The organism is Marivivens sp. ABH4_498 (genome assembly GCF_056160585.1).
This window is the reverse complement of sequence record NZ_JBSWXL010000006.1, coordinates 117,166-141,348: the sequence shown is the minus strand read 5'-3', so window position 1 is coordinate 141,348 and position 24,183 is coordinate 117,166. Positions and strand designations below refer to the sequence as shown.

Annotated in this window: 22 protein-coding genes; 13 read left to right on the top strand and 9 right to left on the bottom strand. The window is 56.3% G+C overall.

Going from position 1 to position 24,183, the window contains the following annotated elements; translation table 11 throughout:
* Positions 1-3: 3 nt before the first annotated feature.
* The 10 genes from ACXAGA_RS13235 to ACXAGA_RS13190 all read left to right on the top strand — a co-directional run bounded on the left by ACXAGA_RS13235 (position 4) and on the right by ACXAGA_RS13190 (position 9,552).
* Complete coding sequence (locus tag ACXAGA_RS13235; RefSeq protein WP_106473616.1) at positions 4-282, top strand: VirB3 family type IV secretion system protein; 279 nt, start codon at positions 4-6, stop codon at positions 280-282.
* Positions 272-2,638: a VirB4 family type IV secretion/conjugal transfer ATPase gene (locus ACXAGA_RS13230; protein ID WP_475117952.1), complete on the top strand. Its 2,367-nt coding sequence runs from the start codon at positions 272-274 to the stop codon at positions 2,636-2,638. Before ACXAGA_RS13235 ends, ACXAGA_RS13230 begins: the two co-directional genes overlap by 11 nt.
* A gap of 143 nt (positions 2,639-2,781) precedes the next feature.
* On the top strand, positions 2,782-3,930 hold the full coding sequence (locus ACXAGA_RS13225; protein WP_475117951.1) for a lytic transglycosylase domain-containing protein: 1,149 nt from the start codon (positions 2,782-2,784) through the stop codon (positions 3,928-3,930).
* A complete protein-coding gene (locus tag ACXAGA_RS13220) occupies positions 3,927-4,706 on the top strand; it encodes a type IV secretion system protein (RefSeq protein WP_475117950.1) in 780 nt (259 codons plus the stop codon). Before ACXAGA_RS13225 ends, ACXAGA_RS13220 begins: the two co-directional genes overlap by 4 nt.
* Positions 4,707-4,710: 4 nt before the next feature.
* Positions 4,711-5,361: a VirB8 family type IV secretion system protein gene (locus ACXAGA_RS13215; RefSeq protein WP_475117949.1), complete on the top strand. Its 651-nt coding sequence runs from the start codon at positions 4,711-4,713 to the stop codon at positions 5,359-5,361.
* Positions 5,362-5,364: 3 nt separating this feature from the next.
* Positions 5,365-6,060 (top strand): TrbG/VirB9 family P-type conjugative transfer protein, encoded by a 696-nt coding sequence (locus ACXAGA_RS13210; RefSeq protein ID WP_475117948.1) that lies wholly within the window; start codon positions 5,365-5,367, stop codon positions 6,058-6,060.
* Complete coding sequence (locus tag ACXAGA_RS13205) at positions 6,053-7,366, top strand: TraB/TrbI/VirB10 family type IV secretion system protein (protein WP_475117947.1); 1,314 nt, start codon at positions 6,053-6,055, stop codon at positions 7,364-7,366. Before ACXAGA_RS13210 ends, ACXAGA_RS13205 begins: the two co-directional genes overlap by 8 nt.
* Positions 7,367-7,368: 2 nt before the next feature.
* Positions 7,369-8,364 carry an ATPase, T2SS/T4P/T4SS family gene (locus ACXAGA_RS13200; RefSeq protein WP_475117946.1) on the top strand — a complete coding sequence of 332 codons (996 nt, stop codon included), beginning with the start codon at positions 7,369-7,371 and terminating at the stop codon, positions 8,362-8,364.
* The gene (locus ACXAGA_RS13195; RefSeq protein WP_175500715.1) at positions 8,357-8,533 is read left to right on the top strand and encodes a DUF4177 domain-containing protein; all 177 of its coding nucleotides are present in this window, start codon (positions 8,357-8,359) and stop codon (positions 8,531-8,533) included. Before ACXAGA_RS13200 ends, ACXAGA_RS13195 begins: the two co-directional genes overlap by 8 nt.
* 20 nt (positions 8,534-8,553) lie before the next feature.
* A complete protein-coding gene (locus ACXAGA_RS13190) occupies positions 8,554-9,552 on the top strand; it encodes a TrbL/VirB6 family protein (RefSeq protein WP_475117945.1) in 999 nt (332 codons plus the stop codon).
* Between the two features lie 173 nt (positions 9,553-9,725).
* Here ACXAGA_RS13190 and ACXAGA_RS13185 read toward each other — a convergent pair whose 3' ends face one another.
* The 5 genes from ACXAGA_RS13185 to ACXAGA_RS13165 all read right to left on the bottom strand — a co-directional run bounded on the left by ACXAGA_RS13185 (position 9,726) and on the right by ACXAGA_RS13165 (position 17,894).
* Positions 9,726-11,495 carry a UvrD-helicase domain-containing protein gene (locus ACXAGA_RS13185; protein WP_475117944.1) on the bottom strand — a complete coding sequence of 590 codons (1,770 nt, stop codon included), beginning with the start codon at positions 11,493-11,495 and terminating at the stop codon, positions 9,726-9,728.
* A complete protein-coding gene (locus tag ACXAGA_RS13180) occupies positions 11,492-13,300 on the bottom strand; it encodes an ATP-dependent nuclease (protein ID WP_475117943.1) in 1,809 nt (602 codons plus the stop codon). The genes ACXAGA_RS13185 and ACXAGA_RS13180 overlap by 4 nt, the downstream gene beginning before the upstream one ends.
* Positions 13,301-13,623: 323 nt before the next feature.
* Positions 13,624-15,516, bottom strand: coding sequence for a type IV secretory system conjugative DNA transfer family protein (locus tag ACXAGA_RS13175; protein ID WP_475117942.1), 1,893 nt, complete (start codon positions 15,514-15,516; stop codon positions 13,624-13,626).
* On the bottom strand, positions 15,509-17,317 hold the full coding sequence (locus ACXAGA_RS13170; RefSeq protein ID WP_475117941.1) for a relaxase/mobilization nuclease domain-containing protein: 1,809 nt from the start codon (positions 17,315-17,317) through the stop codon (positions 15,509-15,511). Before ACXAGA_RS13170 ends, ACXAGA_RS13175 begins: the two co-directional genes overlap by 8 nt.
* The gene (locus ACXAGA_RS13165; RefSeq protein WP_475117940.1) at positions 17,304-17,894 is read right to left on the bottom strand and encodes a hypothetical protein; all 591 of its coding nucleotides are present in this window, start codon (positions 17,892-17,894) and stop codon (positions 17,304-17,306) included. Before ACXAGA_RS13165 ends, ACXAGA_RS13170 begins: the two co-directional genes overlap by 14 nt.
* Positions 17,895-18,162: 268 nt before the next feature.
* Here ACXAGA_RS13165 and ACXAGA_RS13160 point away from each other — a divergent pair, with 268 nt between their 5' ends.
* Positions 18,163-19,005 (top strand): hypothetical protein, encoded by an 843-nt coding sequence (locus tag ACXAGA_RS13160; RefSeq protein ID WP_475117939.1) that lies wholly within the window; start codon positions 18,163-18,165, stop codon positions 19,003-19,005.
* Positions 19,006-19,034: 29 nt separating this feature from the next.
* Here ACXAGA_RS13160 and ACXAGA_RS13155 read toward each other — a convergent pair whose 3' ends face one another.
* The 4 genes from ACXAGA_RS13155 to ACXAGA_RS13140 all read right to left on the bottom strand — a co-directional run bounded on the left by ACXAGA_RS13155 (position 19,035) and on the right by ACXAGA_RS13140 (position 21,782).
* A complete protein-coding gene (locus ACXAGA_RS13155; protein ID WP_014880597.1) occupies positions 19,035-19,238 on the bottom strand; it encodes a hypothetical protein in 204 nt (67 codons plus the stop codon).
* Positions 19,238-19,543: a hypothetical protein gene (locus ACXAGA_RS13150; protein WP_475117938.1), complete on the bottom strand. Its 306-nt coding sequence runs from the start codon at positions 19,541-19,543 to the stop codon at positions 19,238-19,240. The genes ACXAGA_RS13155 and ACXAGA_RS13150 overlap by 1 nt, the downstream gene beginning before the upstream one ends.
* Before the next feature lie 500 nt (positions 19,544-20,043).
* Entirely contained in the window at positions 20,044-20,772 is a 729-nt protein-coding gene (locus ACXAGA_RS13145) for a hypothetical protein (protein WP_475117937.1), read from the bottom strand.
* Between the two features lie 131 nt (positions 20,773-20,903).
* Positions 20,904-21,782 (bottom strand): ArdC family protein, encoded by an 879-nt coding sequence (locus ACXAGA_RS13140; protein WP_475117936.1) that lies wholly within the window; start codon positions 21,780-21,782, stop codon positions 20,904-20,906.
* 591 nt (positions 21,783-22,373) lie between these two features.
* Here ACXAGA_RS13140 and ACXAGA_RS13135 point away from each other — a divergent pair.
* Together ACXAGA_RS13135 and ACXAGA_RS13130 are read left to right on the top strand one after the other, a co-directional pair.
* Entirely contained in the window at positions 22,374-23,063 is a 690-nt protein-coding gene (locus ACXAGA_RS13135) for a hypothetical protein (RefSeq protein WP_475117935.1), read from the top strand.
* Positions 23,060-24,175 carry an ImmA/IrrE family metallo-endopeptidase gene (locus tag ACXAGA_RS13130; protein WP_475117934.1) on the top strand — a complete coding sequence of 372 codons (1,116 nt, stop codon included), beginning with the start codon at positions 23,060-23,062 and terminating at the stop codon, positions 24,173-24,175. The genes ACXAGA_RS13135 and ACXAGA_RS13130 overlap by 4 nt, the downstream gene beginning before the upstream one ends.
* Positions 24,176-24,183 lie beyond the last annotated feature (8 nt).

Below are 24,183 nucleotides of genomic sequence, written 5' to 3'. Positions count from 1 at the left end.
GACATGGCAACGCAATCCCGCCTCTTCCTCGGTCTGATCCGGCCGCCAAAGCTCATCGGCTTGCCGATCATGTATGCCATGGTTTGGCTCTTCGGGTTTGTGTTGCTGTTTCTCTGGGTCCAGAGCTGGCCGGTGATCATCATCGCCGCTCTGGCCTATCCCGCGCTGTGGAAAGCGGCGGATTGGGATCCGGCCTTTCTTGAGGTGATGGTCACCGCCCTGCAAGAAACGCCACCGACCCCGAACCGCAAGATCCATTCGGGGGACAGCTATGCTCCATAACCCCTCGGATGATCTTGCGACGCTACCGGACTGGGCGCGCAAAGAGCGGCCTATGGCCAGCATGCTGCCCTATGTCAGCCTCGTGAATGACGTGACGATCCGCACGCGCGGCAATGCTCTGTTCCAGTGCATCCGCATTGATGGCGTCAACAGCATGACCAGCGATGACGCACATTTGGAGAAGATCCGCGCGCTTTTCGCAGCGATCATCGCGCAGATCGGGCCAGAGTACAGTTTCTACGTCCACAAGGTCTCAAAAGCGATCGAGACCGCCTTGCCGCTGGTGCCAAATGAAGGGTTTGCACAAGCGCTGGATACCCGCTGGCAAACGGCGATGGCACGGGCAGGTCTGCGGGACAAGACGCTCACGCTCACAGTGCTGAAACGTCCGCCCCTCGGCGCGCGGCTGCGCGTGAAACGCTCAGACTCCATCGCACAGCTGAAAGACCAGACAGCCAAGCAGCTGCGCAAGCTCGAGGAGGTCGTCGGGTTTCTGCTGTCGTCCTTTGCAGAAATGAACCCACGTTTGCTTGGGGCCGAAAATGGCGAGTTACTCGGGTTCCTCGGGGCGCTCAATATTGGCCAGGAACGACCGCTCTTCGCAAAATCCCGCTTCGGCATCGTTGCTGAGGATGTGGCCAACACGCGCGTCACGTTTCAGGGGCGAGGTTTTGCGCTCGACGACGGGACGGCGGGCAAGCGGTTTGGCACCAGTTTTGCGATCAAGACTTACCCAGCCAAAACCAGCTGCACCATGTTTGATGAGCTGAACCTGCCTGTCGACATGGTGGTCACGCACTCCTTTACGCCTATCAATAGCAACATCATGGCCAGCCGGATCAAACGGCAACAGCGTCTGATGAAGGCCAGTGATGATGGTGCGATTTCTCTTGCTGAAGAACTGGTCGACGCGCTGGACGATCTTGAATCCAAGCGCCTCAGCTTTGGTGATCATCACATGACGGTCACGGTCTTCGCCGAGACCGAGGAGAAACTGGAAACAATCGCCGCCGAGGTGCGCAATATAGCTGCCAGTGAAGGGGTAAATCTGGTGAACGAGAGTTTCGCTGCGCGGACCCATTACTTCGCGCAGCATCCGGGCAACGGGCAGATGCGCAGCCGAAAGGCCGCAATCACCAACACGAACTTTGCTGACCTCGCTGCGCTGCATCGCGGTCAACTGGGCAAACCTGGCCACCAAGTGCCTTGGGGCAAGCCGATCACTCTCTTCCCGACGCCGGAGCGTTCGGGCTTCCTGTTCAACTACCATGAGACAGGTCAGCCGGACAAAGAACCGACGGGCGGGCACACATTGATCCTCGGCCGCCCTGGCTCTGGCAAGTCGGTTTTGTCGGCGTTCCTCATGACCCAAGCCCGTCGCTGCGACGCGCGCGTCTTTGTCTTCGACTATCGCGCGGGTATGGAAATGGCCGTGCGGGCCAATGGCGGGCGCTACAGTGCCATCAAAGCGGGTGAAGCCACAGGTCTCAACCCGCTGCGCACAGAAATCGACGGGCGCGGGCAAGCCTGGCTTTCGGATTGGCTGGCCACACTGCTTCATCGCGCCGACAAGCCCCTGAGCCCGGTTCAAATCAATCGCATTCAGGAAGTAGTCCGGCAGAACGCCGGGGCGAGCGATGCCGCCCTGCGCAACTGGCAGGATCTGGCCTCGCTGTTTGTGGCGGGGGCAGATGAAGGGGACCTGTTTGAGCGTATACAGGAATGGACCGCTGATGGCCGCTACGGTTGGATTTTCGGTCAAAGCGCTGAGGATACCTTCTCGCTAGATGGTAATGTTGTTGGGTTCGACCTGACCGGCATTCTCGACAGCGAAAGCGAGAAAGAACGCATGGCGGTCCTGTCCTATCTGTTTCGACGGGTGGAGCGGGTGATCGAGGACCGCCAGCCGACGCTGATCATCATCGATGAGGCCTGGAAGGCGCTCGACAACCCGTACTTCGCAGATCGGCTTAGCAACTGGCTTGTCACGGCGCGCAAACAGAACGCCGTCGTCGTGATGATGACCCAATACGCAAGCCAGCTCGAGAAAACCCGCACTGGCAAGACGATTGTCGAGGCTGTGCCGACGCAGCTCCTGCTGCCCAACATCCGCGCCTCGGCCAGCGATTACACCATGCTGGGCCTCACTGACAAAGAGCTGAGCATTTTGCTCGGAACAGGCAGCAACTCCCGTCTGGCGCTGGTGCGTGACGATCAAGGTTCGGTGGTGATCGATGCTGATCTCAGCGCCCTTGGCCCCTACCTCACAATCCTTGGCGGCATGGAAAAAGGCGAAGCGCTGGTCGGCGCGGATTACCGCCAAAACCCCGATTTTTGGAGACAGATTGATGCGTAGACTGTGCGTTCTAACCCTCACCCTTTTGACCCTGACAGCCTGCGCGGAATACCGGCCGTCAGAAGCTGAATGCTTCAACTCCTTTGCCGAGGTCAGCCGCAGCAACTGCAATTTCGAGTTGCTCGGGCCGATTGGTTCGCTGCATGAATAGCCTCCGCCCGCATATCCTTGCGGGTTTGGTGTGGCTCAACGCGCCAATGGCCTTTGCCCAAGGTGTGCCCACCTTTGATGCAGGTATGTTCTTTCAGCGCGAACGCGTGTTGCAGCAGGGCGATCAAGATCTGGCTCTGCAGCGGGATCGGTTGACCAAAGAAGAAGAGCTTGAAGCGCTCGAGCAAGAACAACTCCAGGCGCTGGAAGACATCCTTGAAGCCGCGACGTTGGCCAGCGGGAATTCCGGCGCATTGGTCGCGAGTTTGGAAGCTGGTTCATCACCTGAAAGCGCCGCAGAAACGCTTTATGGCCCGGTGGACCCGAACCCCGGAGCAGCCCAGATGTTCGGCGATGCCTCAGGCTCGATTGAAAAGCTGATCATTCGCGCAGCTCAAGAAACGCACCATATGTCCGGCGTGCGCGCAGCGGGTCTATCGCCCAAACAGTGGCGCTGTCTTTTGCAGGCGCTGATCTGGCAAGAAAGCCGTTTCACCATCGGCGCGCGCTCCCCCGTCGGCGCGTTCGGCCTGACCCAGATTATGCCCGGAACGGCGCAGGATCTCGGGATTTATCCGGCCTACTATGAAAACCCCTACATCCAGGTCACCGGCGGCGCGCGCTATCTGGCGCAAATGCTCGCCATGTTTGATGGCAACATCATTCACGGGCTGGCCGCCTACAATGCCGGTCCTGGCAATGTGCAGCGCTACGGCGGTGTGCCTCCCTTTGCTGAGACCCAGCATTACGTTCAGGTCATCCCCGAACGCTACAATCTCTACCTTGCACGCGTCGGCGGTGTTGATGCGCTCGGCACGATTGATCCGGTTCTGCTCGCCAACTCCACGATGAGCCTGACCTCTTTCGGCGCAGGGGTCTACGGCGATTACTCCTTGGTGTCGGTGCAAGCGGCCGCACTGCGCGTGCAGGACATCATCACCCGCATTGGTGAGACAGATGACATTCACGCGGCCATGTCACTCAACACCTACGCGCGAGCCGAACTCGCTCGCCTGATAGCGATCCGCACGCGCCTCAAGGCTGCCCATACCCGCCCTCTTAGTGCGGCAGAACTGGCCATGGCAGCCGTGCAGGCCCGCGAGCAAGACTTCATCCAATTCGATCTGGAGGTACTCCGATGATCCGCTTTCTTTCTGCCGTTACCACTTGCGCACTGATGACTGCCTCACCCCTGTCGGCCCAAGGCGTGCCGACAGTCGACACGCGCAATATCGCGCAGGAAATTCGACAACTGCAGCAGATGCTGGAGGATTTCGGGATCCAGACCGACCAGCTCGACACGCTTCTCGAACAACTCGACCTGGTGCAGCAGCAACTCGACACGCTCAATGAGACTTACGCCGCGCTGACCGGCACGACGGACATAATTGAAATGGCCATGGGTGGCGATCTAGACGGCCTGCTAGACCAAGAATTCGGCGATCTCCTCGGGACCATCCGTCAAATCCAGAGCGGAGATTTCAGCGGTCTGATCGGCAACGCCGCCCCTCAGATGCAAGGCCGCATGACGCAAGCCCTAGAAGATGCGGGGTTCGACCAAGACAGCCTGTCCGACATGGCCAGCAGCGGCAATCCTGGCGCGGAGCGCATTGCCAGCCAGGCGAGCACTGGCGCGGTCATGTCAGCGGCGGCTGAGAACAGCTACGAAGAGGCTGCACAGTCCCTCGAACGGGTCGAACAGCTGGTCTCGCTGATCCCCGACATGGAAACGCTTAAGGAAGCCGTCGATCACAACACCCGCGTCACGGCCGAGTTGGCCATTGCCATGACGCGCATGTGGGAGCTTGAAGCCATTCAAACCGTCGGCGCGGGTCAATCCGGCGTGGTCGATGCCGCCACGCTGGCCGAAGAGCGCCGCTACATGGACTTCACCCTGCCAGACCTACGCGCGGACTGATCCCATGAACAGCGAGGCCGAAATCATCGAAGAGGAGCTCGTCTACGGCGCACGAAGACGCGAGCTCATGTGGCAGAAATTGGGGCTGACGGGCATGGCGTTTGGCATGGCAGGTTGCCTCTCCGCCGCCCTTGTGGCCCTGTTCGACGTGGACCCGCCGCCCATGATTGTGCCCTTTGATAGCGAAACCGGCATGGCCCTCCCCAATGCCGTGGTTGAAGCGGTCTCACTCACGGAACGCCCCGCTATCATTGAGGCACAGGTCTACCGCTATGTCATTGATCGAGAGACATACAATCAGCTCGACAATGATGTGCGGGTGCGGCGGGTCCTGGACCAGTCGGACGGAGCGGCCGCTGCAGGACTGCGTGCTATTTGGACCAGCGGCCATGAGGCCTATCCGCCGGACAGCTACGGCACAGATGCACGTCTGGATGTCGAGATTTTGTCGATCACGCACATCAGCGCCAACCGTGCCCAGGTACGCCTGCGCAAGCGGCTAAATTCCCCGCGCGGCTCTCAGAACGGGCTCTTCACCGCTACGCTGATGTTTGAGTTTCGGCCCGAGAATAGCCGGTCGATCGACGATGTCTGGCAGAACCCCTTTGGCTTCACTGTCACCGAATACGCGATCCGTTCGGATCGTTTGGAGTAACCAATGCGCCGCCTGTTCCTGATCCTCGCCCTCTTTGTTCCGCTTGCTGGCACCGCCTATGCAGAAACGCAGCCGCGCCAAGGCCCCTATGATGCCCGTGTCCGGCTGGCCACCTATCAGGATGGGCAGGTCTACCGGATCCGCACCAGCCTAACCCATGTGACCAGCATTGAATTTGGCCAAGGCGAGACCATCCGCTCGATCATTGCGGGCGACACTGAAGGCTTCCTTTTGGACGGCGTGCCAGGCGGTCAGGCTTTTGCGATCAAGCCCGTCACGCGCGGCGCACATACCAACATCACCGTCTACACCAACCGTCGCAGCTATTATTTCAATGTGACCGAGGCGAGTTCACCGACCTTCTATGTCATCCGCTTCACCTATCCCGAAGCGACACCACGGCAATCGCGTGTGGCCGCAAGCCAACCAGCAAACCACGCCTATGGCGTCAGCGCACGATCAGAGATCACCCCGCGCGAGATTTGGGACGACGGCACCTTCACCTATTTCCGCTTTGCCGCAAACGCGCCGCTGCCTGCGATTTTTCGCTGGTCTGCTGGCAATGAGCGCAGTGTCAATGCTCTAGCCCGGCCAGACAGCGTGATCCGCGTATCGGGTGTCAGCGATCGATGGGTTCTCAGGCTTGGGGAGGACGAGATCTGCGTCCAAGAGATGAGCGAGGCAAACCACGATGAGTGAAACAGCTGAGCTTAAGAAGCGCCTCGAAGCGCTTGAAGGAAAACCACAAAACCTAAAAGCGCGACCATCTTTTTTCGCCGTCGCCCTAGGCATTGGGGTAATCGCGGCTCTTGGCGGCCTATTGCTGTTGTTCTCTGGCGGCTATGAACCCGACAGCTTGGAAACCGCCTCCCCAGATGAGTTCCAAGCGGAAGGACCGGGCTTTGGTGCGCTCGAGCCCACGCCCGCACCGATTGACACAGCCCCGCCGCCGGAGCCGGAACCGGCCAGCGACACAGAAGAGCTGCGCGCGCAAATGGACGCCATGCGCACCGAGCTCGAAGCACTGCGCAAAGCACCCGCACCTGAAGTCCCAGCCGTCAACACTGAAGCATTGGAGACCTTGGGTGCAGAGATCGATGCCCTGCGCAGTGAGGCCGCTGCTACGCAAGCCGCCTTGCGCGAAGAGTTGGAAGAACGCGCGCGTCAGATACAGCGACTGCAGAACGATCTGGAGCTTGCGCGCCTGGAAACCCCGCGCACGCCCGCACCAACCGGCCCCACGGCCGAGGAGTTGCGCCTGCAAGAGCTCGAGCGGCGGCGGCAAGCCGAGCTTGAGGAACTGCAAGCGCGTATTGCCAGCCCAATTATCGCCTTTGGCGGCACTGGAAGCGGCAACAATGATACCGCCGCCGAGCAGCGGCGGCTTGATGGTGACACAGACTTTGTCCGCAATGGCGCTGAACCCGCCGAGGTGACGCAAGCCCAGTTGATTGTGAACCCGTCAAACACCGTCGTTCAAGGCACGATGATCCAGGCCGTGCTCGAGACAGCGATCGACAGCTCGCTCGCCGGTCAGGTCCGCGCGATGGTATCGGAAGATGTCCATGCCTATGACGGCTCGCGGATCCTGATCCCGCGCGGCGCGCGGCTGATCGGGCGGTATCAATCCGGTCTCGACGTTGCGCAACAGCGCGTGACCATCGCCTGGGATCGGATCATCTTACCCAGCAACCAAACCGTTGAAATCAGTGCTTTTGGTGGCGACGAACTGGGCCGCTCCGGCACGACCGGCTTTGTCGACAGCCGTTTCGGCACACGGTTCGGGTCAGCCGCCCTGATATCGTTGATCGGAGCCTTGCCTGCTGTGGCAGCCCAAAACACCGACGACGAAATCACCTCGGATGTCCTTGAGGGCATCGGCGAAGATCTGCAAGACAGCGCGCAAAGCGTGATTGGCGAGTATCTCTCCGTCTCGCCGGTGATCTATGTCGATCAAGGTGCCCGCGTCACCGTGATGGTCGACCGTGATTTGGAGATTTTCTGATCATGGCGGCCAGCTATCTGCAAAGCTCGATGGACAAAATCCCCGAGGCACGTGACCCAAGGCTGATCGAGCTTTGCATCAATCCTGATGGCACGCTGTGGGCGGAGTTTCAGGGGGATCACTTCATGCGGCCTGTCAATCGGCGACTCACGCAGAACGAGATCAAGGATCTTGGCAATCAGGTTGCGTCCGCCGCGAACACCACGCTCAGCCGAACGAAGCCTATCGTATCGGTCAGCATCACCTATCGCGATCGCCCGATCCGCGCGCAAGTCATCCAGCCCCCCGCTGTCGATGGCGGTTACGCGATTTCCTTGAGGTTCTTCGCGGATTTGCCGTTGGAGCAGATCAAGCTGTCTTACCTGTTCGGAAAAGAGCGCAGCAATGAAGGTGCAAGGCGCAAACGCAATGCCGAGCTACGGGATGTCGTGGCCACCGGCGACATCGACGCCGCGATCAAGTTCTGCGTCACCCACAAGCTCAACATGATCGTGTCCGGCGGAACCTCGACCGGCAAGACCGTCACAGCACGCAAAATCCTATCATTTGTGCCCGCCGACGAGCGTATTATCACGATCGAAGAGGCCGCCGAGCTGCGGCCAACACAGCCCAATGTCGTCACCCTGATGTCTGATCGCGACGAAGCCACACGCAGCGCTGATGTCCTGCTGACCTCCACCCTGCGCATGCGGCCAGACCGTATCGTCCTGGGCGAAGTACGCGGCAAAGAGGCCATGACCTTCCTTGAGGCGATCAACACCGGCCATGGTGGCTCACTCACCACGCTCCATGCTGAAACCCCTCAGCTGGCGGTTCAGCGTCTCGCCATCGCCGCCCTGAAAACCGACGTGCCCATGACCTACCAGGACATGAACGACTACATCACGCGCTCGATCGATGTGATCATCCAAGCCGGTCGCCATGAAGGCGCACGCGGAATCACCGAATTCTACCTGCCGGTTGATCCGGCCCATTCAAAGGAAACAGCCCATGTTTGAATACAAGATTGAACAGATCAACACCGCCAAGACAAAGCCACCGAAGATCGAGGCGCAGCTGACCGCCCTTGGCCAAGATGGCTGGGAGCTGGTCTCAGTGGTGCCGGATTTCGACGGTGAGCATATCCTGAAGGCCTTCCTGAAACGTCGCATTGGTGACAGCGCCTAAGCCCGACCGAGGAGGATCCGATGGGAGTCGTCACCTGGATGGTAGAGACAACCGACAACTTTCTGGATGACGCAGCCCAAACCACTTTTGGCAACGTCGCCGGTCAGCTTGGCGGCGTCATTGCCGTGGCATCGACGCTCGCGGTGATCGGCGTCTTCCTCAACATGGTGTTTCGATACAAGTCCATGGATGGGCGGACTGCCTTCTGGTTCGCCCTCAAGCTCATGCTCATCTCTCTGTTTGCGATGAACTGGGTCCAATTCAACGCAGTAGCCAGCGCCCTCATCAACGGGCTCGACCAGCTCGCGGGCGGCATGGTGGCAGGACTTGGCGGGGGCGGTGCAAGTGCATCCTACTTTGCCGGAGCCTTTGACGACCTCATCGAAGAGTTCGGCGACTACCTGAACGCGGCTGGTGACAACATGCATTGGATGGCCGGAGCCCTGATCGGCGCGATTGGTGCGTTCCTTTTAGGCGTCATAGGCGCGCTTTGCGGCCTGGTCCTGATTTTTGCGAAGATCATGCTGGCATTCATGATCGGCATCGCCCCCATCATGATCGCGCTTTCCCTTTTTGATGTCAGCAAGGACTATTTCCACCGCTGGCTGTCGAGCACAGTATCCTACGCGCTCTACCCCCTCGTGATCGCGGGCGTGTTTTCCACCGTTGTCGGCATGTCGCGCTCACTCATGACCGAGCTCGGAGATCCCTCCGGAGCCAGCAATATCGGCGCGCTGGTGCCCTTCTTCATGATGATGTTCCTCGCAGGCGGCATGATCATCGCCACCCCGCTGATCGTCCGCTCAATCTCAGGTAACTTCATGATGGCAGGACCGCCGAGCATTCCGGGACCGGACGGCTTCGCCAAAGGCTTGATCGGCACCAAGGGGTCACGGGCGCGAGCACGGTTTGGAACAAGGTCAAATGCGGAAATCGCCGGGGCTGGGATACGCCAGGCGAGTGGAGCTACTGTTTCAATGGTTCAGAGGGTTGCTGAACGGGCGAAGCGGTTGGAATAGGGGTTCTCGACACGTCGCCGTCATTTGTCGCCTTGCGCCTCACTGCGGTGCGTATCCCCAAAACCAGACTTTCATGGCGTCCGGAAGGACGCTCATCGCAGGCTTGTATGGCGGCGAAAGAGACCAGATGTGGATATCCACATCAATGTGCTCATTTGGATATGAACAACTAGTCAAGCTTGAACGAGGCCAGCCTCGGCTATGTAGCGTGTGGGCCTGTTCCTGTGGTCTGTCTGGTCAGAAAGCACGATCAGGTGCTTCTTTGCGCGGGTGATGCCAACGTAGAATAAGCGCCGTGCCTCGTCGAACTCTGCCTGTGTTCGTGCAGTGAAATGAGGAATGTGGCCGTGGTTCGCATGAACAATCGCGACAACGTCAAATTCGCGACCCTTCGAATTGTGCATTGTAATCAGCTTGATAGCGTTCTCTGGATTGGCGAAAAGGCCAAGATCGGCAATCTGGAGATTGGCAACGTCAACGCCTCGCCGCTCCATGTCGCCGCGCATTTCTTGAACGGAGAAGATAATGGCCCGTGCGGTTTCCAGATCAATCCACTCGTCCCTGACTAAAATGTCTGCAATGTTCTGAGCAGTGGCCTCTAGCCACGCCATGCCACCTGGATGAACAACAGCGGCCTGCTGAGCAGCGTAGATCAGTTCTAGAGCAGTGCATCGGCCGGCGTAGGAAAAGACGTCGAAGCGGCTCTGCCCCATAGTTTCGTTGACGAGCCTGAAAATTGCTTTCTCAACACCAGGAAGTTGCAACAAGTTCTGAGCTTCAACGCTCGCTCCAAGCTGCTCAGCAAGAACCGCGAAAAGACGTCGGCGCTGATACGGCCTGGCTCCAGGCCCGAAAACCGGAACGTCGAATTCGCGGAGCCGCTGCGCGACTGGCACCAAGTGTTGCCACCAAGGGGCAACGATAGCGGCATTACCAAACGCTATCTGGTGATGCTGTAGCAAGGGCAGGAATATGTCCGTGATCCCTTGTACAGGCGAAGCGACATGATGATAGTTCACCGAACCCGCGTAATTCTGAGCCGCACCAGCTGAGTGCATCGCAGGTGCTCTCGGAATAAGCGTCTCAGCCGGAAGAACGACCTGCGGTGCACACCGAAAATTGCCGCTGAGAGCCAAATTTTGTTCAGCGTTCGCATTGCCAGCGAAGGCGCGCGCCAAGTCTGGCCGAGCACCTGCAAAGCCATTGATGGATTGGTTTTCATCTCCGACAAGGAAAAACCCACTCTGTAGGTGTCGGTTGAACTCGTTCAGTATTTCGACTTGGATATCGGTCGTGTCCTGGAATTCATCCACCAGAAGCCATGCAAACTTGCATGCAAGGCCGCGGCCAACGAAAGGATGTTCACGCAGAATTTGCAGGGAATAATAAAGGATCATCGAAAAATCGATATATCCGTGGTGTCTCATGAGCTGCCAATATCGTTCAGCATTGCCAGCGGTTACGATCCCCCGTTCGATACCTGCTCCAGTGGGTAGTCCGTCTATTCCTACCCGTACAGAAGCATAGTCCTCAAAGGTTCGAAATTGTACGGCGCGACCGTTCTCTTCCTCCACCGTGCGAACCAAACGGTCAAAGAGGCTCATCTCGCGGGTTAGAATCTTAAAATCTTGAGGGAGGTCTGGGATCGCCCACCGAAACGGCCTAAGAATGAACTGCAAGCAAAATGCATGAATAGTAGCGATCTCGCATCGGTCAAACAGCGAGTTTGAGCCAACTTGCTTGACCCGCATCTCAATCTCTTCGACCGCCGCATTTGTGTAGGTTATGCAACCGATAGAGCGTGGGGTTTCTTCCACTCTTTCCGCCAACTGGAGCAATTTGGCGATAATTACCCGTGTTTTCCCACTGCCAGGGCATGCGGACAGCATCACGTTGCCATCATGCTCAACAGCTTGTCTTTGTTCGGGTGTTAGTGAAATCATTCGTTTAGCCAATCGACGGCGTCTTCGATATATTGTGGCATCGCTGTGCTGAGGGATGCGTACCTCGCCGCAACTTGGGCAAAACGCCCTTTCCCGAACCGTTTCGCTGTATTTAGCACGGCGGTGCCAAGTTGCTCCAGAAGTGCATTCTCCTCATCAATGTCCAGCTCGCCGTCTTCCAAAGATGCTAATCCAGCTTCAAGTTGTGCCGTGATCCTTGGCGCACCCAATTGCCGGGTTGCGGCGATCAGCATGGGCAAAGTCTCCTGCATCACAAGCTCACGTTCTAAGGTCGTAGCGCCAGCAAACACCTCAACGAAATCTCCGCGAAGCGCGGCTAGATCAGGGGCATCCACGTCAACGTCAAAATCCTCCCCGGCGTCAGAAGGCTTGAGATCAGCATCGGCGACAATCGCGCACTTCTTTTCGAGGTTGCCTTGTCGAAAGAGGGCAGCAAAGACGTTGAAGTGCACTCCATGAATGGCGACCACGGAGACACCTTCCCGTTCGAGATTAATTCCGTGTACTGCCTCATACAAAGCGGGGATCAGGAAAAGCTCGGCGGCTCCCTCAACAAGCATAACCTTCCGAGCGAAAAGAAGATTACTCTTTGTTGAATCCAGGTATCTTTCCAAGTCCGCTATATCGTCTTCGCTCAGTTGGTCATTGGCGGCAAGGTTGCTTGATGCGATAGTAGCATCGGCTCGCTTTGTCAGAGATATGAGCGTACTGAACGGCGCCAGAGAGGTGATCTGCGTGCTGTGGCTGCTAAGCAGGATTTGCACGCCTTTTGAGCGCAAAGCGATCAGTAGAGATGCTTGAAGCTGTGGATGCAGATGAGCCTCGGGCTCTTCCACCAGAACAAGCTGACCTGCCGAGTTGCCCCGCGCTCTACGCCGTTCAAGATACTCCATTAGGATTGCAATATAGAGGATGTTGTTCATCCCCAATCCGTTCCTGCTAGGCTCAAATGACTCTAGTGCCAGATCGGAAAGAAGTATCTTGAGATTTCGAATGATGGCCTGAAATGTCGCAGCGGAAAGCCCAAGAGTAGCATCCATCTCAAAAGCAGGCCCAGAGACGTCTTTGAATGACGCATCAATCGAAGTCGCGATGTCGGCGATAGTCGCCGAAGATTCGATCTGTTGATTGGCATTGTCTAGGATTGCGATAAGGGCATCCTGCTCGGCCTGATCAATGTCACACGCCTCGATCAATCGTGCAAGAGGTGAGGTTCTATAGTTCCGCAACTCACTTTCTACGTCGCGAAGTGCGGGAAGATTCACAACGAGAAATGATTGAAGGTCGGAAAATCGAACTGACTCGCCTATATCATCGTCGTCCCAATTGATGTCGGTCAGGTCAGTTTCGGGATTTCCGCCGCCTTTTAGCTCCCACTGGTAATCTTCCAAAGTGAGCTCGCCTGGTTGAATTTCCTCATTAAGGAGACCTTCGCGAACGCTTAACCGCGGGCGAAACCTATAGAAAATTCTGGCGGTGTCGGCTGCTGTTTTCCAAGTTGCAACTAACGCCTCTTGGTTCACAACTCCTTCGAACCCCGTGAGCTCAACGCCAATAAGAACTTGGTTGGGGTGGGAGATGTCGATGCTGGCATGAATGTCTTCGCGAACGAGAGATCGGTACATCGAAGGAAATGAAACATCCAAGCAAATCTGTACGGCGCGAAGTAATGCAGTCTTCCCTGTATTGTTTTCGCCAATAACGCAAGCCAGATCATTGCCCACGCTTACGTCGACGCTCTTCAATCCTCGGTAGTTTTGAACAACAATTCTTGAAATTCTCATAGTCTGCTGCCTAGTGGTAATTAGGTTCAACTGGCATGGACGCACGACATGAGCGTAGATTCAAGTTCCCTTTCTAGTTGAGACGTTTGATCCTGTGAAAAAACCTGACGAGCTGGCGGCATCCGGCTCGTGTAGGGTTGCCCAGGGGAGCCGGTAACGAAAGTCCGATTTCTCGGAAAGGTCACCGGCGCTTCCAAACTTACCTTTTTGATCGCGCGTTTGCCTGTTGGCAAGGGTTCAAGTGGAGCAATCTGGTAGATGTCCCCTCCAACAAACACCCAAATATCCTATTGCGTCAGCAGCAAAAGCCTGTCTTGCGCCCGTTATCCCCGAGCAGCCTCTTCCATAAACCTTTCCACCCTTTCAGATCCGGCCTTATAATCACCAATACTGGCCTGATCACCTGACTGTGCAATTTGACTGCCGGCCGCCAAATCCCGAATCTCATCGCGACGTTTCCCACCACCTTCAGAGCCGTCACCTGAAACCGCTTTCGGCATCTCAAGCGCGCCAGTCTTAGCCTCCAGCGCCTTGATCTGCCCTTGCAGCCCGCGCATTTGGTCTCCGGCGGATGGATACGGCAGATCGCCGCTCTGCTTGTCGAAGATCTGCTTAAAGAACCGATCCTCATAGTATTTGATCCGCTTGGCTCGCACGGGCATTTGCGCGTCGACCACCAGAACGATGTCATCAAGATCCATGCGCCGCGCCTCATCCTCAGGTAGCAGCGCGGTCTCTTCGGTCCGTTCCGACATACTGCGACCGGCGAAGGGGTTGCGACCGACAGAGCGCGAGCGGGTCACAACGCGCTTGGTGGTTTTCCCTACCGCTTTGCTCAGTTCTTCGATGGTCTTCTCATCTGAGGGAGTCAGATAGAGCTTGATGCCCGCGTTGCCCTGTAGGGCACGGCGGGCATTTTCGCCGTAGATTTCATCCAGCGCAGGGATGGTCTGGGTGACGATCGCGAGGTTCGCCCGGTAAGATCGCAGGGTTTCGATGCTGTCGAGCACGATAGGCACTTTGCCCAGGCGGTTGAACTCATCGAGCATGATCATCACAGGCCAAGGCTCCTCCTTGCCTGGTTCATGATCCTGCAGCGATGCCAGCAAGTCCGAGAAGAATAATCGGATCAGCGGCGCGAGCGGTTTTACCATCAGCGGTTCGACCACGAGATAAACCGAAAACGGCGATTTTCGGATATCGCGAAAATCGAAGTCCGACGTTGCGGTCGCACGGTCGATGGCCGGGTTTGACCACTGCTTGAGGCCAGATGTCATCAAGAGCGACAGGTAGGATGTCAGCGTGTCGTTGTTGGTTGAGGCCATGCGCATGAAGATCAGCTTGGCGGCTGGATTGACCACTTCATCGGCGCGGCGGCGATACTCCTTCTGCTTATCCCCGCCTGATGCGGTGATGCGGTAAATCTCGCCTAGGGTCGGTCGCTTGCGCTCGAACGCTAAAAGCCCTGCCGCCACGAATAGATCGATACCGCCGTCGAGAAGCCCTTGAACGCGGTCGTTATCTGCTTGCAGAAACAGGGAGGCCAGGAGCTGCAGCTCCATCTGCTGGCGGTCGACGTTTTCCAGCGCCGATATTCGCAGCAAGGGATTATAGCGGTGCGAGCGACCATCCTTCCAATCTGTTGGCGCGAACCGGAACACCTTGTCGCCCTGCGCGGCCCTGTGGCGCGCCGTCGCATCGAAGTTTTCGCCCTTCACGTCGAGCACGACGGCACTGCCCTGATAAGTCAGAAGGTTCGGAATGACGAAACCCGTAGTCTTCCCGCGTCCGGTCGGGGCCACGATCAAAGCATGGGGAAAAACCTTGGACATGACAAAGGGTTTGCGGCTCTTGGGCTTGCCCATTTTTCCGAGCACAAAGCCGTGGCCAGGCTTGCCGAAGAAGCCGTTGCGCTTCATCTCAGACATGTGCTGCCAGTGAGTTTCACCAAACTTGGTCAGCGCGTCGTTCATCAACACAGCGCTGAGCAAAACGCCAGCACCGGTGCTGATCCCGACGGTCAAGTGAACGATCTGCATATCGTCGGGGTGGGTTGTTCGAAGACCCCCATAGCTGCGTGCCAGCATCAAGAAATCGATGTCCGCGCCAACCCCGAACCAGCGGAACGTCAAAAAAGCTGACGCCAGAACATACCCCAGCACCGCACCGAGAAGAGCAAAGCTCATGACGCCGAGTGCAATCTGCGCCTTACCCATGCGTCACGCCCTTTTCCCCATCGGCATCGACGTGACGCTCGCGTTGAACATCAATTTCTTCATTGGCGATTTCGTCGAGGACATGCTCCATCGCCACGCTGTTCGCCAGAGCGGCATCGCTCTGCAGATAGGCCTTGGCCGCATAGAGACGGTCCAGACGTTCTTCGATATGCTCCTCCAGTGTGGTCTCATCGCCAATCGCCAAGTCGGCGACCTGCTCTTCACCGACCAGATCCTCCAGTTCGGCACGCAAGGTCTCGCGTTCCTGATCGCTGCGGAATGGATCTGCGGTTGGGTCGTCCCTCATACGGCTCAGGATATCAGCTGTGGTCGGCGGCAACCGGTCTACTTTGGCTTCCTGCCGGTCGGCCTCTACCGCCCCACTGTCTTTGAGAACCTCAGCATCGGCCAACACGCGCCCCAAATCACTGTGCACTTGGTCGAGGCGGTCGATCGCCTTCTCCAGCTCATCGGCGCGAGACAGGTCAAAGCCGTCCTTCTCGGCAATTGCCTTCAAATCCTGCCCAAGCCATTGCCGTTCCAGCGCGGCATTGCCCGCGCCGATTTCAACGCGGCGCGTCACCTCTTGCGCGTCAATTCCGGTGCCTTTCAAAGCCTGCTGAAGACGTTCGGAAAGAGCTGGATCCTGCAAAGCGCCTTGGGCCTCGGCCCTTATATTCGCGGCAGAATAAATCCCACTCTTGGACGCATCCTCAAGCAAGGTGTGGGACTGCAATCCCATTGGGCTGAGATGTGACAGTGAACGATAGATGTCGTTCAGCTCATGCTCGAGCGCCGTGCGCCGATCGACCGGTGCCTCAGCAACAATGCGTTCGGCTTGGTTGATCTTGTCGTGAAAGGCATCCACGACCTCATCAAAGGAATGCTGTTCTTCGGCCATGCCATATACCTTTCCATCTGCTTCAATCGGTTTGCCCTGCGCCAAAAGCGTCGCGGCCTTGTCCAAGGCTGCTGCAATGTCATGCTCGTTCTCGCGCGAGGCTTCGGCCGCCAGACCGCGATAGAGCCGCGCATTCTGCGCCACGTCCGCCAAGGCGCGGTCCAGCTCGGGCCCCACGCGCTCGCGCTGAGCCAGCTTCTGGCCGGTGGTTTCCGCTAGACGCTGCTCCACATCGCCGGGGCTCTTCGTCGTGATCCCGCGCTCGAGCTTTCGTGTCGCCTCAAGCCGCAGACCATAGCGGTCCGACACCTCGACCATCGCCTCACGAAAACTGTCGTAGTTGAAATGGTGCCCTTCTTTCAGAAAAAAGAATTCACCGTCCTTGCTGCGCCGGTTCAGGACGATATGGGCGTGTGGATGGTCCCGATCCTCGTGCACCGCCGCGATGTAGTCGAAGTGGCTGCCTTCGCCCTGAAAGAAGCGCTCGCAAATCTCGCGCATGATCTCGGCAACATCCTCTCCGCGTGTACCAATCGGGAAGGCCATCAAGAGATGTGAGGTATGTCCTAGCTTGGGATGAAACCCCTCATTCCATTGCGCGGAAAACCGGCGCGTTACTTGTTCGATCTCTTTGGCTGACAGAACGCTTTGGCCGTCATAGGTGCCACGGCTGTCGATGATGAAGCTCGACTTGGTGGTCAGGTATTCCAGCTGATTGCGCAGCTGCGCTTTGTTGTGGGTGCCGCCGTCGCGAATGGCTTTGAAGATCGCGGGCGAATGCCCCATGGCGGCGCGCGCCATCTGCTTTGCCCGAGCGCGCGGAACGCTGCCGCGAATGCGGCTCCAATCGCGATCAAAGAAGGCCTCCTGCGCGGCGGCAACAGCGCTATTCCGGGCCATTGGCAAAGCCTCCCAGAACGCGGGCAACCTCACCGGACAATGCGCTCCGGCGACGCTGCGCCATGTCCTGAACTTGGTCCGCGATATCAAAGATCAGTCCGGCCAAAGCGCGGACCTGAGCATGGGCGGAATTGCCATAGGGCGGCGTCTTACCCTGGCGCTTTGCCTCGTTCAGGCGCTGCGCGATCTGGTTGATGTTGTTGCCGGTGCGATTGAGCGAAGCAGAGAGCCCCTGCATCTGGTTGGCCAGCTCATCGTCGGGAACAAAGAGATCGTTTGAGGCATTGATCAACCTCCGCAGCCCCTCGGCCCGGCTGGTAATATCATGCCGCGTCAGCACCGCATCGAAGCCCGCAAGCTCCTTTGGCGTGAGCCGGACATTCACCAATTCTGAACGCACACGCGCATCCAACTTGCGGCTTTGATCGGCCTTCAACGTGTAGAAGATGCAGCGGGTCGTGACGCCGAATTCGCGGGCCAGATCCTCGATCGGCACCCCTTCGGCACGCTTGCGCACGATGGCAAAACGCTGGTTTTGCGTCAGTCGCTTGTGCCGTGGTGCGCGCGGTCGGCCCATGTGAAGTAATCACCCCTATTTCTTGCCAGCATCATACAGGCAGCCCTGTTATGGCATTTCGCCATAATTGATTCAATATTATAATATTGCATCAACTGCCTGTATTCCCTTTAGATGGTTTCTGACTTCTTGGGCGCACACATCGGAACGGTAGCCGGAAAAAGTTTCTCGAGTCGCTTTCTCAGGTGAAACATTTGAGCGGTGATGCTAGAGGGCTTACTGATGTATCAAACCTGGCGAATGAACAAACGGCGAAAGTCACCGAGCAGTGCAAAGATGGATCCAAAAAATAAACTGGGACGCTATTGGGGGAGCGGTTGTCGTTGGAGCAATAGGGCTGTTATGGCTAGGCGGCGTCCTGTTGGCTGTCGGCGTCGGCATCAGCCTTTTTATTGGGTTCATTATGTACGCACTTCCAGCGCTTTTTGCCGTTGGAGCAGCCCTCTATCTCCTGTACGGCGTTTCGATATTGGTAGTCTCCGCACCATTTTCACTGGTGATGTTCCTAATTGGGCTTTCAAATGGCCAACGCACTACAAGCTTTCATCGGACACGAAATTTATTCACGGTAACCACCGCTGTTTTACTTGTCGCAGATATTCTTGATCTTTCTTTTTCTGAGGTGAGTATTTTCAGGGCATTTGGACCGCAGCAAAACGCAACTATCGAGGCGTATATGCCTGGATTTTGGGCCGTTTTCGCGTTGATTATCTACCTGCATCTTATGAGGCAAATTTTCTTTGACGGGTTTGAAACGATCTCTCAGTTCAAGAAAGAGGCGTTAGGTTTCTGGAAACTAGCCAAATGGCCTCCCGCCAGCCTCATCGGAATTGTTTCAGACTTCATCTTTCCAACAATTTTAATTGTTTCGTTTATCGGGATGAACGCTACCGCTTTCGAACACTCCGTAGGTCTCCTCGGAGGCTACCTGAACAACGGGATTTTAGAGTTCAGCGAACATTATTTTGGCATTGGGATCGACATCGCCGGATGGGCTTCCAGAACCTTTGGCGATGTCGATGGGCTTATGGCAGCGCTTCAAGCATTAATCCTCGAGATAACGGATGCCACGTTTTCCTTTCTGCGGTACTGGTACCGAGATTTCTTATGATCCGAAGGTTCTACTATTACCATCCAACGTCATCGCAACGCCTCCTCAAGGATTGCGAGAGCCCCAAGACAATCGTCGATATAGGGCTGCTCCTCGCCGTCCAGGTCGTTCAGCTCCAGCCGGTTCAACACCGCGTAAAGCGTGGCGCGGGCCTCGCGGGCTGCGCTTCGCAAGCTGACGGTATCTTCTAGACGCGCCGTCGCAAAATCATCGCTGTGATAGTCTGGGGTCATCAGATTTCTCCTGCCTTGTGTTTCCAACGCGGGGCGATGTCCTTGAACGGCACGGTGAAGGGCGGCAGCGCGTCAAAGCCGTTCGAGCTCTTGGCCACCTTCACCTTGGCGCAATCCTCCTCGACGCTGAGGATCTCGACACAGAACACGCCGCCCAAACCCGACGGAACAACGATCTCCCTCAGCTCGTGCCGATGCTTCCCGCAATAGACGCAGGTGCTATAAAGCCCGTCGATGATATGACCGCCGGTCGTGCGATCACAGTCGCAGGTCCAGAATTTCGGGGGCTGATATTTGTGAGCCATTTGTGGCCTCCTCTTGGGTGCTGCGGTTGGGGCTTGGCTCCCCTTCCGCCGATGGGCTGCACACCGGCCAATCTGATCTGACCGAATACGCATGTATTCGGCGGAACAGAGTGGGTGGGGGCACAGCCCGACCCACGGCCCAGGAGCGGCCAGTCAATGGGTCAAAGCCAGCAACTGGTGCGGCCCGCAGCGCGCCTCGCGCGAGGACACGGGTTGCAGGCTTTGACGACGCGGCCACGCGGCGCTTGCCCATTGACGGGACGCGACTGGGATGTTTGGCGAACCAATCAAATTGAAAGAAGCCTGAAGGAGGTGAGCGGGCTGAAAGCCAGCTGATCCTCTGCACAGTCCGTTTCTCAGAGCGGCCCGTGCGCAGCAGCACGGGCCACAATTTCTGATCTGTAGGTGCCTAAAGACGGGAAAGCCAATCCGGAGAGCTCTCGAAATCCAATGTTCCCAAAACTAGTCCATCCAAGCCGCCCGAGCTCTCAGAAGGTCAGCTATTTCTTATCAAACTCTTCGTCAGGCCGAGAAAGTTGCAGGGCACCACGGGCTTCTTCAAGCGCGTCCTTTTTAGTCAGAAATGTGCCCATTTGAATGGCAACGTTACCTCGGGAAAAGCGGGCCGCAATCTGCTTCTCTTCAATACGTTTCATCAAGAACTCTGTTTCAGGTTTTTCGAGCTCTACACCTGTGCACACCTGCGCAAGCGCAGACACCATTTCGATCTCGGAATCTTTAACCTCGACTAATAGCTCTTTCATCTTGTCTTCGTTCAACTCCACTCCACGACGCTCTTCGTTTCTCGCGTACTGGATGGCAGTCAGCGCATCATAGTGGCGATGAAGCGTCTCTTTAAATCGGCCAGAGAATAGCTCAGGCATGACCGTATGAAGTTGGAACCAGTTTGATTGATAGAGTTGAAATTTCTCGATTTGCTGATTGAAATCTGATTGGACCAAAGAGCTAAGGTATGCTGTGGAGGCATCAATGAACTCCCGCGAGGCATTTCTGGCTTCTTTGGAAACCTCATAGCTTCTCTCAATTCTTTTTTGCATCAGGAAGCCAAACAACGCGATGGTTGGAACCAAAATAACGCCGATCAAAGTAGCTAATGGTTGGGTCACTGAAGCAACGCCATTTATGACAATAAACGCGAACGTGCCTCCCAGAGTCAGCAAAATGATAGCCGCAAGAAAAACGGTTAGTCGCTTGTGAAACTTAAACAATTTGATTTCCTCGAGCTCTTTCCCACTTGATAGCAGACAACGTCGCACAGCAAAAGAAATTCAAACTGGGACCTAACAGATTGACGTGCCGCATTTGCGGCACGTCATCGGAGGTAGGATTGCGGGGTCGCTCATGCTGCGGCTGCTTTCGATTGACCTGCGGCTGCTAGGACAAAATCGGCTGCCTTCTGCGCCTCGGACGCCGCGCGAAAAATCGCCCGTTTGTCCTCTTTGAGCGCTTTCAACCACCCTTCAACATAGGCGGCGCTTTGGTCGAATTCCGGCGCGACGCCAATCTGAGCACCAAGGAAACAAGCACCGATTTCCGCCACCAGCTCTTCAAAGGCATAGGCTTCGCGGTTCGCAAATTTCTTGATCCGCTCCAGCCGCTTTTCGCTGCCAGTCCAATGGATCACCTCATGGGCAAGGGTCGCAAAATATCCTTTCGCGCTAAGAAAGGTCGCTACGGGCGGCATATGGATGTGATCCTTGGCCGGGCTGTAATAGGCTCGCGGCTCATCGGTGGTCACGATCTCCGCACCCGTGCGAGCGAAAAACGCCTCAAGCTCGGGATCAACCTCAGTGCCAAGATCGCGCGGGGCCTCGGGCCGGATGTAGTAATCCTCCGGCAAACCTTCGATCTGATCCGCGTTGAAGACGCAGTATGCGCGCGCATAGGGCAGCTCTTCCTCGATGCCCAGCTCGTTCTCTCGGGTGAACGTCCCGTATTTGACCACGGTCGACGACGTTTCACCTTTTCGGACTTGGCCGCTCAGCTCCTGCGCCTGTTTGTAGGTCATCCAGCGGCTGGACGCATAGCCATGCTTGGCCGCCATGACCCAGAGCATCAGGATGTTAATCCCGCGATACTCCTCGCCGTTGTGCCGTGTCGGCAGGGCAATGCCGGACGCGCTTCCGGTCCACGGCTTGCGCCACGGCGGCGTGCCTGCCTCGATCTCTGCAATAATGGTGTCGGTGACGTGGGCATAAACATCAAACTTCAGTGCCATTTGTGGCCTCCTCGATCAAAGTGACGCGGGTGAGGCTGCGCGCCCCCTTCCGCCGATGGGCTGCGCCTCGGCCACCTGATCTGACCGAATACGCATGTATTCGGCGGAACAGAGTGGGAGAGGGCAAAGCCCGACCCACGGCCCTGAACGGGGCTGTCAATCGGCCACATTTGCGAAGAAAATGTCTGCGCCAAAATCAGACGCCAATTTGCCGCGCGAGGAATGGCTCTCCCGCGAGACAGGGGAAATTGGTGGCTGATTTTGGGGATGGACTAAGGTTGACCGCCACGGTCAGGGATGTTGGGCGGACCAAACAAAATTGATGATGTCTGGATCGGGGTGAGCGGGCCAACGGCCCGTTAAGCCTCGGTGCAGTCTACTGGGAGATGTTGCCCTCACGTTAAGGCGCGGGTTCAGCTCCAAACAAATCAGGGACGGCCCGGACCCGACAGACAGTAGCCCCACACGGCACATTTTTTGAGAAGGTATGTTCGCAAAGCATATGCTTGCGCGCTGATTGACTTGCCGGTTTTTCGATGATAGTTGTATGCCACCGAACACTCACGAAACGGACACGTAAGGAACGATAATTTGATCGCTGCCAATTTCCCATTCTTAAAAGACGAACCCGAAACAGTTGAGAAATTTCTCGACGAAGTAGGGCTAAAGACGCAACTGTTTGAGTTTGCCGCCGAAGCTGTTTGCGAAGCGGTCCACGAAGAAGATCCGAATGCTGACATTGCAGACTTGGTCTTAGGCATTCGAAACAACGCAGCTTTTCGAACACTAGTTCGAAATGGTGCAGAGTACGGCGTCTTCCAACATCGCTCAAAAGGTGGCAAAGCCTGTATCATTAACTCAGATAAAACGCTGATGATTATGGTTCACAACACTGACGCAGCCACCGGACTTGGAGCTCATGCCCCAAGGTTCATGTCAAAACGAAACCGCCCCGGCACCTCCTATGTTCATTCTGAAGAGCAGGGCGAACTAGACCTCGGAAGCGAAGTCATAGAACACGAATTGACGGTAGGTGCGGTTCCGCAGCCTCAAACAAAGATCGATGTCTGTATTTTTGCAGAGAAGGTTGAGGGAACGCCTATTTGTCGCATTGAGCTGTTGGTCGATGCCGAAATGAATGAACGCGGGAACGAATTTGTCAGTTGCGTGCGTCGTTTTGGAATGAAATTTAGGGCTGATGATTTTGTAGCTTCTAGCGTCACGTACGGCGCAGAAGTTGAAGACTTCGATGAGCTAATCAAGCCAAGAAACGGAACATGAAACTCAATCTAGATGCCCTTGAGGTCGCTAGGCAACGCAGCCGACTAACGAAGAGTGCCTTTGCTGCAAAGCTGGGCATTTCTTCACGTGATTTGCGAAGAATGCGCGATGAACGAGAAGTAGAGGAATCCTTCGTTAGCCTCGTCGCTTCGGTGACCGGCTTTCCGAAAGCATTTTTTGTGTCGGAATCCAACCTCGAGATTTCAAGACCAACATTTCGGAAGCAAGCCACTCTTTCTGCGCGAGAAAGAGATGCTGGAGAGGCGGCAGCAAAGATTGCAAAACTGTTTTGGTCGAAGGTTGAGGAAGAATACTCTTTGCCTGATCCGAACGTACCCGATTATTCGGACGGCGAACATAATTTCCCAGCGGGCATCGACAGAGCAACCTATGCTGCGGCATTGCTCAGAGAAGAATGGGGACTGGGCTCCGAACCGATTGGCAATATAATAAAACTTTTAGAACGGCACGGCGTTCGAGTTTTGTCACTTAGTGAACAAAATGCACGAGGTTTGAGTGCCTTTACTTTTTGGGGTGATGGCGAAAAACCATATATTTACTTGAATATGGTTGGTTCAGCTGAACGAAGTCGATTTGACGCCGCACACGAGTTGGGCCACTTGGTACTACATCGCCATGATGATGCTTCCAATGTCGAAGTGGAAAAAGAGGCTGACCGCTTCGCTTCAGCCTTTTTGATCCCAAAGGCTGACTTGCTTAGACACAAAGTCTACCCAACAATCACAAATCTGAGGAAGAACAAACAAAGATGGCGTGTGTCAGTTGGGGCGCTAGTACGGGCATATCGCGACAATGGGCTAATTGATGATGGGCGCTACAAGTACTTAAACATCGAGCTATCCAGACGAGGGTGGCGTAAGAACGAACCTGACCAATCGCCTCGCGAGCCAAGTGGGACTTGGGCTGTCATCAAAAAAGACCTTTGGAAGAAGTCTCAAACTGTTGAAGACTTAGCAGCAAGAGCATGCATCCCAGTAAACGACGCTGTTACTTTCACGGCATTTGGCGGCGCGAACGCTTCGCAAGCTGCACCTGATGGCTTCTCGATCTCACCCGCAACAGGGTCGGGAATTCTGCGTGTTGTGAAGTGAGATTTCAA